This is a genomic window from Ensifer adhaerens, from assembly GCF_020035535.1.
In the GTDB taxonomy this organism is placed as follows: Bacteria; Pseudomonadota; Alphaproteobacteria; order Rhizobiales; family Rhizobiaceae; genus Ensifer.
On record NZ_CP083349.1, the window covers coordinates 3,417,501 to 3,431,033 of the forward strand.

The window sequence follows — 13,533 nt, forward strand, 5'->3', positions numbered from 1 at the left end:
ATCGGCCTTGCCAATGCCGGCCTCGACACCTCCAACGCCATCAAGCAGGCGGCCGAATTTGGCATCGTCCAGGGCGGCCAGCGCCTCGCAGCCCTGCTCTTCACGCTCGCCGAGGTTCATGGCCTTGGCCTCGAAGCGGCTCAGGGGCTGACACTCACCGAGGGCTTCTATTGGAACCGCAACGAAGAGAGCGCCAAATTCGGCAAGCGCTTTATGGAGCGCACCGGCAAGATGCCGAACATGGTCCACGCCGGCACCTATTCGGCCGTGCTTTCCTATCTGAAGGCGATCGAGAAGGCTGGAACCGATGATGCCGACGCCGTCGCCAAGGAGCTGCATGCGCTTCCGGTCAACGACGTTTTTGCCGAGAACGGCACGGTTGCCGCCAACGGCCGCATGATCCACGACATGTACCTGCTGGAAGTGAAGAAGCCGGACGAAAGCAAGGAACCCTGGGATTACTTCAAGGTGCTCGCCACAATTCCCGGTGCTGAAGCCTTCATCGATCCGGCCAAGAGCGGCTGCGACCTCGTGAAGTCCTGACGCGATGAGCGCGCCGGTCACCGAACCGAATGGCGCGCCGCGGGTGGTTCTGTCCGCCCGCGGCCTGCGCCGTGACTTTGGCGGCTTCACCGCCGTCAACAACGTCAATCTCGACGTCCATCATGCGCGCGTGCATGCGTTGATCGGACCGAACGGCGCCGGCAAGACCACGGTCTTCAACCTGTTGACCAAGTTCCTGCAGCCGACCGACGGCACGATCACGCTGCTCGGCGAGGACATCACCCGCACGGCGCCGGACAAGGTGGCGCGCATGGGCCTGGTGCGCTCGTTCCAGATCTCGGCGGTGTTTCCGCATATGAGCGTGCTCGACAATGTGCGCGTGGCGCTGCAGCGGCCGAACGGGCTCGCGACACAGTTCTGGAAGCCGATGTCGGCGCTCGACAGGCTGACGGCCGAGGCCGATCAGCTGATCCGTTCGGTCGGTCTCGACAGGGAGCGCAATGCCGTTGCCGCCGATCTTTCCTATGGACGCAAGCGCGTGCTGGAAATCGCGACCACCCTGGCGCTCGATCCCAAGGTGTTGCTGCTCGATGAGCCGATGGCCGGCATGGGCCTCGAGGATGTCGGCATGGTCGCCGAGATCATCCGCGAAGTGGCGCGCGAACGCGCCGTGCTGATGGTCGAGCACAATCTCTCCGTCGTCTCGACCCTCTGTCATCAGGTCACCGTGCTCCAGCGCGGCGAGATCCTGGCCGAGGGCGACTATGCGAAGGTGTCGGCGGATCCGCGCGTGCGCACCGCCTATATGGGCACCGAGGAGGCCTGACATGAAACCGCTTCTCAAAGTCTCCGGCCTCAACGCCTGGTATGGCGAAAGCCACATCCTGCACGGCGTCGACCTGACGGTCGGCGAAGGCGAGATGGTCACGCTGCTTGGTCGCAACGGCGTCGGCAAGACGACGACGCTGCGCTCTATCATGGGCATCGTGCGCAAGCGCAAGGGCGAAATCCGCTTTGCCGGCGCGGACCTGATGAAAGTGCCGCTGCACCGGGTCGCCCATCACGGCCTCGGCTTCATCCCGGAAGAGCGCGGCATCTTCTCGACGCTTTCGGTCCACGAAAACCTGCTGCTACCGCCGGCGGTCGCTAGCGGCGGCATGACGGTCGACGAGATCTTCGAGCTTTTCCCGAACCTTTACGAACGCCGCAGCAGCCCCGGAACGAAGCTTTCCGGCGGCGAACAGCAGATGCTGGCGATCGCCCGGATCCTGCGTACCGGCGTGCGCATGATGCTGCTCGACGAACCGACGGAAGGTCTCGCGCCGGTCATCGTCCAGCGCATTGGCGACGTGCTGAAAACCCTGAAGCAACGCGGCATGACCGTGCTTCTGGTCGAGCAGAATTTTCGCTTCGCCAGCAAGGTTGCCGACCGCTTCTATCTGATGGACCATGGCCAGATGGTCGGCGAGTTCCCGGTTTCGGAACTGTCCGCCCGCATGGACACGCTGCATGATGTGCTGGGGGTCTGAACCATGAGCACGATCTTCGGAATTCCCCTTCAGGCCTTTCTCGGGCAGCTGCTGATCGGGCTGATCAACGGCTCGTTCTACGCGCTTCTGAGCCTCGGTCTCGCGATCATCTTCGGCCTGCTGCGGGTCATCAACTTCGCCCATGGCGCGCAATATATGCTCGGCGCCTTCTTCGCCTGGATGCTGTTGTCGCATTTCGGCATCGGCTATTGGCCGGCGCTGATCATAGCACCCGTCGCCGTCGGTCTCGTTGGCGCCGTCATCGAGCGCACGATGCTGCGACGCCTCTATACGCTCGACCCGCTCTATGGCCTGCTCTTCACCTTCGGCCTGGCGCTGACGATCGAAGGCACCTTCCGCTATCTCTATGGTGCGTCCGGCCAGCCCTATGCGACGCCGGCAGCGCTCACCGGCGGCACCAATCTCGGCTTCATGTTCTTGCCCGTCTATCGCGGCTGGGTGATCGTCTTCTCGCTGATCGTCTGCATCGGCACCTGGCTGGTAATCGAGAAGACCAAGCTCGGCTCCTATCTGCGCGCTGCCACCGAAAACCCGGTTCTGGTGCAATCCTTCGGCATCAACGTGCCCTTCCTCCTGACGCTGACCTATGCACTGGGTGCCGCCCTTGCAGCCCTTGCCGGCGTGCTTGCCGCACCGATCTACCAAGTCTCGCCGCTGATGGGTTCGAACATCATCATCGTCGTCTTCGCCGTGGTCGTCGTCGGCGGCATGGGCTCGATCATGGGCGCGATCGTCACCGGCTATCTGCTCGGCGTCGCCGAGGGATTGACCAAGGTCTTCTATCCGGAGGCCTCCAACATCGTGATCTTCGTGATCATGGCCATCGTTCTCATGATACGGCCGGCAGGCCTCTTCGGCCGGGATGCTTGATATGACGCTGACACTCGACATCGAAAAACCGAAGGAAAAGGGTCCGGCCGTCGCGCAGACGGTGTTCCTTGGAATTGGACTGGTGCTCCTGATCCTGGCGCCCCTGTTCTTCTACCCCATTTTCCTGATGAAGCTCCTCTGCTTCGCGCTCTTTGCCTGCGCCTTCAACCTGCTGCTCGGCTATACCGGTCTGCTCTCTTTCGGCCACGCCGCCTTCTTCGGCGGGGCTGCCTATTTCACCGCGCATGCGGTCAAGGAATGGGGCCTGCCGCCGGAACTCGGCATCTTGGTCGGTGTCGTCGGCGCGGCGGTGCTCGGCCTGGTCGTCGGCTATCTCGCGATCCGCCGGCAGGGCATCTACTTCGCCATGATCACGCTGGCGCTGGCGCAGATGTTCTATTTCTTCTGCCTGCAGGCCGAGTTCACCAAGGGCGAGGACGGCATCCAGTCCGTGCCGCGCGGCCATCTCTTCGGCTTCATCGATCTCAGCCAGTCGACGAACATGTATTATTTCGTGCTCGGCGTCTTCGTCATCGGCGTCGCCATCATCTGGCGCATCATCCATTCGCCCTTCGGCATGATCCTGAAATCGATCCGCGAGAACGAAACGCGCGCCGTATCGCTCGGCTACTCCGTGCGCAACTACAAGCTCGCCGCCTTTGTCATGTCGGCAGCGCTCACCGGCCTTGCCGGCGGGGTCAAGGCGCTGGTCTTCCAGTTCGCGACGCTGACGGATGTCGGCTGGCAGATGTCGGGCGAAGTGATCCTGATGACACTGCTCGGCGGCATCGGCACTTTGATCGGCCCGCTCTTCGGCGCCGGGCTGGTGGTGACGCTGCAGAATTACCTCGCGACATCGGAATTCCCGGTGACGATCATCACCGGCCTCGTCTTCATGGTCTGCGTGCTGGTCTTCCGCCGCGGCATCGTCGGCGAGTTCTATCATTCGCGGCTCGGCCGCAAGCTCGGTTTTGAACACAGACAATAGCGGCCCCTCCCCGCCCGCAGCCCGCGGGCGGAACGGAGCCAAAGCCCGGTCCGGATTTAGCAGGGACCGAGCCCCGAACATTGAGAGAGAACCATGGACACGTTCGACTATATCGTCGTCGGAGCGGGGAGCGCCGGCTGCGTGCTTGCCAACCGGCTTTCCGAAAATCCGAGCCATCGCGTCTTGTTGCTGGAGGCAGGCGGCCGCGACAACTACCACTGGATCCACATCCCGGTCGGTTACCTCTATTGCATCAACAATCCGCGCACGGACTGGTGCTTCACGACCGCCGCGGAAGAGGGCCTCAACGGCCGCTCGCTCGGCTATCCTCGCGGCAAGGTGCTCGGCGGCTGCTCATCGATCAACGGCATGATCTACATGCGCGGCCAGGCGAGTGACTACGACCACTGGCGTCAACTCGGCTGCACCGGCTGGGGCTGGGACGACGTTCTGCCGCTCTTCAAGAAATCGGAGGACCACTATCGCGGCGCCAACGAGATGCACGGAGCCGGCGGCGAATGGCGGGTGGAGAAGGCCCGCGTGCGCTGGGCCGTTCTCGATGCCTTCCAGAAGGCTGCCACCGAGGCCGGCATTCCCGAGACACCAGATTTCAACCGCGGCAGCAACGAGGGCTCCGGCTATTTCGACGTCAACCAGCGCTCCGGCATCCGCTGGAATACGGCCAAGGCGTTCCTGCGCCCGGCGCAGAAGCGCGGCAACCTCACTGTTCTCACCAAGGCGCATGTGCGCAAGCTGATCATCGAGGGCGATCGCGTCGCCGGCGTCGAGTTTCAGCATGACGGCACGGTCAAGCGCGCCCGCGCCAGCCGCGAAACGGTGCTCTCCGCCGGCGCGATCGGTTCGCCCCATATCCTCGAACTCTCGGGCATCGGTCGCGGCGACGTGCTTCAGGCAAACGGCATCGAGCTTCGCCACGAACGCGCCGGCGTCGGCGAAAACCTGCAGGACCACCTTCAGCTCCGCATGGCTTACAAGGTCACGGGCGTACCCACGCTCAACGAAAAGGCCAACTCGCTTTTCGGCAAGGCATCGATCGGGCTGGAATATCTGTTGAAGCGCTCCGGGCCGATGGCGATGGCGCCGAGCCAGCTCGGCATCTTCACCAAGTCAGGCCCGGAGAAGGAAACCCCTGATCTCCAATATCACGTCCAGCCGGTCTCGCTCGACAAGTTCGGCGAGCCGGTCCATTCCTTCCCGGCGATCACCGCCAGCGTCTGCAATCTCCGTCCGGAAAGTCGTGGCTCGGTGCATCTGAAGGGTCCGGACTTCGCTGCCGCACCGGACATTCGGCCGCGTTACCTGACAGCGGAAGCCGATCGCAATGTCGCCGTCAGCGCCATCCGACTGACGCGGCGGATCGTCAAACAGCCCTCCTTCGCCCGCTTCAGCCCGGTCGAGTTCAAGCCGGGCCCATCCTATGAGACCGAGGACGATCTGAAGCGCGCCGCCGGGGATATCGGCACGACGATCTTCCACCCGGTCGGGACCTGCCGCATGGGCACGGACCCGGAGAGCGTCGTCGATCCGGAACTGCGCCTGCGCGGGCTCAAAGGGCTGCGCATCGCCGACGCCTCGATCATGCCGACAATCACCTCCGGCAACACCAACTCGCCGACGATCATGATCGCGGAGAAGGCGGCTGCCATGATTCTGGCGGCCAATCGCTAGCGAAAGTGCGGGGAGGCTTTACGTCTGAGAACACGAGATCCGGTGCGATCGAAGGTGCTGATTCCACGCGGTATTCGGCCCGAAGATCGGCAGCGGATAACGGTAAACTGGCCGAAATGCGACGCGAAACGCTTAAATCTCAGTGCTTGAGCCCCTATATCATACCGTGACGGCTCATTTTGAGCCCAAGCAAGATAAGGGGTTTTGATGGCAATGCAGCGATTTGGGCGTTTTGGACGAGCTCTGGCAATGATGGCGATCGGCTTGACAGTCGCGCTGACAGTTGTGGACGTCGCCGAAGCGCGGCGTTCGGGTGGCGGCTTCGGCAGCCGCGGCACCCGCACCTTCTCGCAGCCGCCCGTAACCCGTACCGCGCCGACCAACGCGGCACCGATCGACCGTTCGATGACGCCGCGCCAGGATGCCGGTCCTGCTGCTACCAATCCGGCAGCCGGCCAGACACGCCCGACCAACGCCACCCAGCCGAACGCCCGTCCCGGCTTCTTCAGCGGCTTTGGCGGTTCGCTGCTCGGCGGCCTCATGGTCGGCGGTCTGATCGGCATGCTGATGGGTGGCGGCTTCGGCGGCGCTGCCGGCTTCCTCGGCCTGATCGTGCAGATGCTGCTGATCGGTGGCCTGATCATGCTCGCTATGCGCTTCTTCGGGCGCAACCGTCAGCAGACGGCCTATGCCGGCCCGTCCGAGCGGTCGTCGGCCCAGTCGGCGTCGTGCGGTATGCCCTCGTTCAAGATCCCGAGCATCGGCGGTGGCCAGTCGAATGGCCAGGCCGGCGGCCAGGCGAATGCACGCCCGACGGCAACACCGGCACCAGTACCAGCTACCGATGGTCCGGCCGATGAAATCGGCATCCAGGGATCCGACCTTGAGCAGTTCGAAAAGATGCTGAAGGACGTGCAGGCCGCTTACGCCGAGGAAGATTATGGCACGCTGCGTCGCCTGACGACGCCGGAAGCCATGTCCTACCTCGCCGAAGAGCTGAGTGACAACGCAACGAGCGGCGTCAAGAACGATGTGCGCGACGTGCATCTCGTCCAGGGCGATGTGGCGGAAGCCTGGTCCGAAAACGGCACCGACTACGCGACCGTTGCGATGCGCTATGAAAGCATCGACGTGATGCGTGACCGCACCACGGGCAAGGTGATCAGCGGCGATCCGGACAAGCTGACCGAAGCGGTCGAGCTCTGGACCTTCGTTCGCAAGCCCGGTGCTGAATGGCAGGTTTCGGCAATCCAGGGCGTCAGCCACGACTGACGCGAAACAAAGCCTATAAGAAAGGCCCGGTCGGCGTCGCCGCACCGGGCCTTTTCATTTTCGGGATCACACGATCACATGGACGCGGGCACAGCATCCGGCGGCGAGAGGATTTCGTTGATCAGCTCCCGGAGCCAGCGGTGAGCCGGGTCGCCATCACGCCGCCGATGCCAGATCTGCCGGAAGAAAAAAGGCGGGATGGCGAAGGGCGGGGCGAAAATGGCCAACGGCCCAGTCTCCCCCTCGCGCGGCAGGATACGCCGCGCAACGGTGAGTACCAGATCGGTTCCAAGCACGAGACCGGGCGCCGCACTCCAATGGGGCAGCGCCAGCGCAATGCGGCGCTTATGTCCGGCAGCCGAAAGCGCCAGGTCGATCTCGTTGCCGGTATCACCACGCAGCGAGACGAGAATATGCGGCCGCTCCAGATATGCAGCAAGATCCATCGCCTTTTCGTCACCAAGGCTCGCGCCATCGGCCAGACAGGCGAAGTATTCCTCAAACAGCAGCGACGTCCTCAAATCCTCGGCCAGCGTTGGAAACACGCCGAGCGCCAGATCGATCTCGCCGTCTATCGTCTGCGACATCATCACTTCGCGGCTCGCCTGGCTGACGATGAGATCGACGTTCGGTGCCTGCCGGCGCAGCACCGCCATCAATTGCGGTAGCAGAACGAGGGCGGCGTAGTCGGACATCGCCAACCGAAAGACGTGACGCTCACGCCCCGGATCGAACGGCTGGGATCCCACGAGTTGGCGCATATGCGCGAGGGCCTCGGCAAGCCGCGGCGCGATCTCCAATGCGCGTACAGTCGGATCGAGCTGTCCGCCATGACGCACCAGCAGCGGATCGTCGAAGAGGGCGCGCAAACGCGCCAGCGCATGGCTGACCGCTGGTTGGCTTTTGTTCAGCCGGAGAGCTGCACGCGAGACGTGGCGTTCCGCCAACAGGGCGTCGAGTACGACGAGCAGGTTCAGGTCGATGCCAGCCAAATTATTCATCATATGAATATAGCACGTAAGAAAATGGAATTTCCATTCTTCGTATCAATGAGAGAGAAAGGGTCAATGAAGAAGGAAAAAACAATGCCCAATCTCTCCTCCCTCCTGTTGCTTGCCGTGGCGATCTTCGCCGGCGCCGTCGTTCCCCTCCAGGCCGGCGCCAATGCCAACCTTGGCCGCCTCCTCGGTCATCCGCTCTGGGCGACGGTAGTCTCGCTCGGTGTCAGCCTCGCGCTCATCCTGCCGATGCTGATTGCCTTCCGGGCGCCGTTGCCCAGCCTTGCTGTGGCATTCAAGGGTCCGTGGTGGATCTGGATCGGCGGCCTCGCCGGCGTGATCTACATCACCGCGGCTCTCCTCCTTGCGCCGAAGCTCGGCGCGGCAAGCTTCATTGTTGCCGTCATCGCCGGCCAAATGGCGATTTCCATGCTGATCGATCACTACGGCCTGATGGGCTTCCCGGTGAAACCGGTCAATGCGGCACGGCTGACCGGTCTGCTCTTCATTGTCGGCGGCATGGTGATCACGCAGATCGCCAATGTCACGCCGGCCTTGGCCAACGCAACGCGATAGCCGTAGCCCGGTGCATCGGCAGCCAAACTGGCTGCCGCTTGTCACACGAGAAACGCGCATGGTATTGGCTAACCATGTCGAACGAACCCCATTTGATGGCCTGATCTGCCCCGCAAGGCGGGGCTTGCATCTGTGAGCCCAGAACCGTCCGCCTCTTGCGCGGGCTAATCCTGTTCGCGTCGATCTCATCAAACCTGCCCATTGCAGCCGAACCGAGATCGATTGCGTGTCATCGGGCTCTCCCATGAATAGTTTCAATCTTTGGGGTAATGCCGCCTTCCGGCGCATCAGCCTCGTCCTCACCGTCGATTCCTTCTGCTCCTGGATGCTCGTCGCCGCGTTGCCGCTCATTGTTGCAGCCCGCTTCGGCGCCGGTGTGGAACTGGTCGGCAGTCTTGCCCTGCGACTCCTGCCGAGCCTCCTGCTTGCGCCGATCGTCGCGTCGCTCCTACGGCGTAGTGGCCCGCGGCTTCCGGTGCTGTGCTCCCTCTTCGTGACCGCCGTCGCCACTCCCAGCCTTGCATTCGCAACGGACGCGATGACATTGCAGATGATCGTATTGGTCATCGGCGCTGCGGATGCGGTGATCACGCCGGGTCTGTTGACGCTGCGCGCCGCCGTCGTTCCAGCCGGCCGCAACATGGAGGCCAACACCGCCTTCCAGGCGATCGACCGCTTTGCCAAGATTTTCGGGCCGCCGGCAGCGGGTCTCGCAGCCGCCTCCACCTCGATCGTGGCAACACTTGTTGCGCTGGCGCTCGCCCAGATCGGGGCAGTCCTTCTGCTGATGCTTCAACCGGGCGACAAGCCGGTGCGACAGAACGCAGCCCCCTCGGACGCATCGGGCTTCGGACGAGAAACCATTGCGATTTTCCGCGAGAACCCCTTGCTCTGGGCTTTGCTGCTCCCGGCCTTCGGCTACATGGTCTCGCTCGGTGCGCTGCAGCCGTTCCTGTTCTGGCTCAATCGTGACCAGTTTCATCTGGGCCCGGAGATGTGGACCTTGCTACTGGCGGCACAGGGTGCCGGCGCCCTGATTGGCGCCGTCGTCTCTCACCGGTTGGCAGGGGCTTTGACCACTACGCGGGCGCTGCTTCGCGCCTATCTCCTCTCCAGCCTGTTCGAAGGCCTTTCGACCTTTGCGCTGATTTTTGCCCCCAACTACCTGGCAGCCAGCACACTGCTGATCGTCGGCGGCATACCGGAGATGGTCGCCTTCGCCACGTACTTTACCCTCGTGCAACGCTGCCTGCCTCTGGAGCGCCAGACGGTACTTTACGCCATCAGCTTGCCACTCATGGATGCCTGCTTGATCGCCGGCATCGTCTCTGGTGCCTTGTATACCAGCAATCTCCTGTCCCTCGGGCAGTTCTGGCTGTTTGCCAGCGCCTGCGCCGTGCTGCCGGTTCTGCCCTTCCTCGCGTGGCGCAGGCGAACGACCGACCGCTGAATCGACGTCCCCCGCGGCAAAAAGATCAACGCCAGCCGTAACTTGCGGCTGGCGCGTTTCGCATCGACTGGCCATACTCGCTCCGGGCTAAAAGGGGTGTGGTATGCAGGATCGGCTGTTCATTGGTGGCAAATGGGAAAAACCGCGGCGCGGCGGCACGCTTGAGGTGGTCGACCCGGCGACGGAGGAAGTCATCCACCGCGCGCCGGCCGCAACCTATGAAGACGTGGACCGGGCTGCAAAGGCCGCCCGCATCGCCTTCGACAGCGGCTCCTGGCCGAAACTGTCAGGCGCTGAGCGTGCCGTCTATCTCCAGGCGATCGCCGCCAAGATCGAGGAGAACCGCCACTCGCTGGCGCGGCTCGAAGTCGCCGACAATGGCAAGCCGCTGCCAGAGGCGCTCTGGGACATCGACGATGCGGCCGGCTGCTTTCGTTTCTATGCCGGCCTCGCCGAGGAACTGGACGCCAATCCGGAAGAGACGATCCCCGTCGGCGACAGCCGCTTCACCGCGCGTGCCGTGCGCGAGCCGCTCGGCGTCGTTGGCGCCATCACGCCGTGGAACTACCCGCTGCTGATGGTATCGTGGAAAGTGGCGCCGGCGCTTGCTGCCGGCTGCACCATCGTGCTCAAGCCTTCCGAGCTGACGCCGCTGACGGCGCTGGAACTCGGCGTCATCGCCGAGGAGATCGGCCTGCCACCCGGCGTGCTCAATATCGTCACCGGCACCGGCGCGGATGCCGGCCAGCCGCTAACCGAACATCCTCTGGTCGACAAGCTCGCCTTTACCGGCTCTGTCGTCACCGGCCGCAAGGTGATGATGGCCGGCGCCCAGGACATCAAGAATGTCAGCCTCGAACTCGGCGGCAAGTCGCCTTTCGTCGTCTTCGCCGACAGCGACATCGACAAGGCGGTCGAATGGATCATGTTCGGCATCTTCTGGAACCAGGGCCAGGTCTGCTCGGCGACTTCGCGCGTGCTTGTCGAAGAGGGAATCTACGAAGCCGTCGTCAGGCGTCTTTGCGAAGAGGCAGCAAAAATCACCATCGGCAACGGCCTCGACGACGGCACGCTGCTCGGGCCGATCGTCTCGAAGGGGCAGTACGACAAGATCATGGGCGCGATCGACCGCGCCCGCCAGGACGGCGCCACGGTGGCTGCCGGCGGCGGCCGCCCGGCCGGCCTCAACAGCGGCTACTTCATCGAACCGACGGTGCTGACCGATATGCGCGAAGACAGTTACGTCTGGCGCGAGGAGATCTTTGGTCCGGTCGTCTGCGTCAAGCCGTTTGGCGAAGAGGCCGACGCGATCCGCATGGCCAACGACAGCCGCTTCGGCCTGGCGGCCGCCGTCATGTCGGCCGATCGTGAGCGCTGCGAGCGCGTCGCCCGTGCCTTTCGCGCCGGCATCGTCTGGATCAACTGCTCGCAGCCGACCTTCACCGAGGCGCCCTGGGGTGGCTACAAGCAATCGGGCATCGGCCGCGAACTCGGCCGCTGGGGTCTTTCGAACTATCTGGAAACCAAGCAAATCACCAGCTTCGACGCCGACGAACCCTGGGGCTGGTACCTCAAGGATTAGGGCCGATCGGGGCACAGACGAACCCGCGTCAAATTCCTTTCATGCGTTTGTGAAATAAGCCGACTAACGATGGCATCATGCAAGGTTGTCGTGGAACACGGGCAATCCGGAGGCTCAGATGAACAGGTCGAACGACGAGATCGAAACGCAGGACTGGCTGGAAGCGGAACTGGCCGATACGCTGGACGAGGACTATGAGCTCGAACTCTCCGAACCGGCGCTGTCGGAAGAGATCCGCAAGATCTATCGCAAGAACCACCCGCCATCGATCCCGCGCATCGATTACTTTCGCTCGCTGCTCCGGCTGCAGTCGGAGCTGATCAAACTTCAGGACTGGGTGGTCTACCACAAGGAAAAGGTGGTGGTGATCTTCGAGGGACGCGACTCCGCCGGCAAGGGCGGCGTCATCAAGCGCATCACCCAGAGGCTCAATCCGCGCGTCGTGCGCGTCGTCGCACTGCCGGCACCGTCCGACCGCGAAAAGACCCAATGGTATTTCCAACGCTACGTGCCGCATTTGCCGGCCGGCGGCGAAATCGTGCTGTTCGACCGCTCCTGGTACAACCGCTCCGGCGTCGAGCGCGTCATGGGCTTTGCCACCGAAGACCAGGTCGAGCAGTTCTTCGACGACGTTCCGGAATTCGAGCGCATGCTCGTCCGCTCCGGCATCCGGCTGGTCAAGTACTGGTTCTCGATCACCGACGAAGAGCAGCAGATGCGCTTCCTCGTGCGCATTCACGACCCGTTGAAGCAGTGGAAGCTTTCGCCGATGGACCTGCAGTCGCGGGTACGCTGGGAAGGCTACACCAAGGCCAAGGAAGAGACCTTCGCTCGCACCAACATCCCGGAAGCGCCCTGGCATATCGTCGAAGGCAACGACAAGAAGCGCGCCCGGCTCAACTGCATCGATCATCTCCTGACGCAGATCCCCTACGAGGACGTGCCGCACGAGGAAATCTCCCTGCCGGAACGCGTCTTCAACCCGGACTACGAGCGCAAGGTGCTGCCACCGGAACTCTACGTGCCGTCGAAATACTGACGCGCGCGGCCCGCTCGCCCGGTAGCAGTTGAAAGCGAGGCGGCCCCCGCCTGCCTCGCTTGCAATATCCCCCCGAAAATCAGAGATTGCCGTGAAACGACAGTTTCATGGAATCGACATGAGCCCCAAAGAACGGTCCTTCCTCACGCGTGTGCGCCAGGTGTTGCCGGAACTTCATCCGGCCGAACGGCGGCTGGGGGACTTCCTCTGCGATTTTCCCGGCGAGGTCGCGAGCTACTCGGCCCAGGAGCTGGCGGCGCTGGCGCATGTGTCGAAGGCGACCGTCTCCCGTTTCATCCAGCGGCTCGGCTACGACAACTACGAGGAAGCGCGCCGGCATGCCCGCGCCGACAAGCAGACCGGCTCGCGGCTGTTCCTCGCAACCGCCACCGACAGCGGCGGCGAGCAGTCGCTCACCTCGCACGTGGCGCAAGGCGTCGCCAACATCGAGGCGACCTTCCTCGCCATATCCGAAACCCAGGTGACAGCAGCGGCAACCGCCATTCTCGGCGCCCGCAAGGTCTGGGTCATCGGCTTCCGCGCTAGCCATCCCTTCGCCACCTATCTGCAATGGCAGATGACCCAGGTGATCGAGAACATCGCGGCCATCCCGGGCGGCGGCCAGACGCTCGGCGAACATCTCGTCAGCATCAACGGCAGCGACGTCGTCATCCTCTTCGGCCTGCGCCGGCGCGTCTCCCTGATGGAACCCATTCTCGCGCAACTCGAAAAGTCGGGCGCGCGCCTGCTCTACGTCACCGACGAGGGCGTGCCCTTCCTCAACCAGGCGGAATGGCATTTCCGCTGTCAGACGCTGGCACCGGGCCCCCTATTCAACCACGTCTCGGTGATGGCGCTCTGTCATCTGCTCACCACCCGATGCATCGAAATCGCCGGAACGTCCGGCCGAAATCGCCTCCGCGGCATCGAAGCCATCAACGATGCGCTCGAGGAATTGTGAGCGCAGATTGGGCATTTGCCTGAAACGCCAGAATATTTTTCAAGCAGGCGAAAC

The 13,533-nt window shown here is 63.2% G+C and carries 13 protein-coding genes (1 of these 13 cut by a window edge); 12 read left to right on the forward strand and 1 reads right to left on the reverse strand.

Annotated elements, in window-relative coordinates:
- The 7 genes from LAC81_RS16725 to LAC81_RS16755 all read left to right on the forward strand — a co-directional run.
- Positions 1–543: the 3' portion of an ABC transporter substrate-binding protein gene (locus LAC81_RS16725; RefSeq protein ID WP_223725705.1), read on the forward strand. Its footprint begins 663 nt before the window's first position; 543 of the gene's 1,206 nt are visible here — the last part of the coding sequence; its start codon lies beyond the left edge, outside the window; it ends in the stop codon at positions 541–543.
- Between the two features lie 4 nt (positions 544–547).
- Positions 548–1,330: an ABC transporter ATP-binding protein gene (locus LAC81_RS16730; protein WP_223725706.1), complete on the forward strand. Its 783-nt coding sequence runs from the start codon at positions 548–550 to the stop codon at positions 1,328–1,330.
- Between the two features lies 1 nt (position 1,331).
- On the forward strand, positions 1,332–2,033 hold the full coding sequence (locus tag LAC81_RS16735) for an ABC transporter ATP-binding protein (RefSeq protein ID WP_223725707.1): 702 nt from the start codon (positions 1,332–1,334) through the stop codon (positions 2,031–2,033).
- 3 nt (positions 2,034–2,036) lie between these two features.
- Positions 2,037–2,924 carry a branched-chain amino acid ABC transporter permease gene (locus LAC81_RS16740; protein WP_223725708.1) on the forward strand — a complete coding sequence of 296 codons (888 nt, stop codon included), beginning with the start codon at positions 2,037–2,039 and terminating at the stop codon, positions 2,922–2,924.
- Positions 2,917–3,912, forward strand: a complete 996-nt coding sequence (locus LAC81_RS16745) for a branched-chain amino acid ABC transporter permease (protein ID WP_223725709.1) — start codon at positions 2,917–2,919, stop codon at positions 3,910–3,912. The genes LAC81_RS16740 and LAC81_RS16745 overlap by 8 nt, the downstream gene beginning before the upstream one ends.
- Positions 3,913–4,005: 93 nt before the next feature.
- On the forward strand, positions 4,006–5,601 hold the full coding sequence (locus LAC81_RS16750) for a GMC family oxidoreductase (protein WP_223725710.1): 1,596 nt from the start codon (positions 4,006–4,008) through the stop codon (positions 5,599–5,601).
- Between the two features lie 252 nt (positions 5,602–5,853).
- The gene (locus LAC81_RS16755; protein WP_419195830.1) at positions 5,854–6,873 is read left to right on the forward strand and encodes a Tim44 domain-containing protein; all 1,020 of its coding nucleotides are present in this window, start codon (positions 5,854–5,856) and stop codon (positions 6,871–6,873) included.
- A 74-nt stretch (positions 6,874–6,947) separates the two neighbouring features.
- On the opposite strand, the gene LAC81_RS16760 is transcribed toward LAC81_RS16755, so the two are convergent.
- Complete coding sequence (locus LAC81_RS16760; RefSeq protein WP_223727845.1) at positions 6,948–7,874, reverse strand: LysR substrate-binding domain-containing protein; 927 nt, start codon at positions 7,872–7,874, stop codon at positions 6,948–6,950.
- 84 nt (positions 7,875–7,958) lie between these two features.
- Between LAC81_RS16760 and LAC81_RS16765 the strand changes: the two genes are divergently transcribed.
- The 5 genes from LAC81_RS16765 (at position 7,959) to LAC81_RS16785 (ending at position 13,479) form a co-directional block, all read left to right on the forward strand.
- Positions 7,959–8,447, forward strand: coding sequence for a DMT family transporter (locus tag LAC81_RS16765; protein WP_223725712.1), 489 nt, complete (start codon positions 7,959–7,961; stop codon positions 8,445–8,447).
- A gap of 244 nt (positions 8,448–8,691) precedes the next feature.
- Positions 8,692–9,897 carry an MFS transporter gene (locus LAC81_RS16770; RefSeq protein ID WP_223725713.1) on the forward strand — a complete coding sequence of 402 codons (1,206 nt, stop codon included), beginning with the start codon at positions 8,692–8,694 and terminating at the stop codon, positions 9,895–9,897.
- A gap of 103 nt (positions 9,898–10,000) precedes the next feature.
- Entirely contained in the window at positions 10,001–11,479 is a 1,479-nt protein-coding gene (locus tag LAC81_RS16775; RefSeq protein WP_223725714.1) for an aldehyde dehydrogenase family protein, read from the forward strand.
- Between the two features lie 118 nt (positions 11,480–11,597).
- Complete coding sequence (ppk2, locus tag LAC81_RS16780; RefSeq protein WP_223725715.1) at positions 11,598–12,518, forward strand: polyphosphate kinase 2; 921 nt, start codon at positions 11,598–11,600, stop codon at positions 12,516–12,518.
- Between the two features lie 118 nt (positions 12,519–12,636).
- Entirely contained in the window at positions 12,637–13,479 is an 843-nt protein-coding gene (locus tag LAC81_RS16785; RefSeq protein WP_223725716.1) for a MurR/RpiR family transcriptional regulator, read from the forward strand.
- Positions 13,480–13,533: the final 54 nt, after the last annotated feature.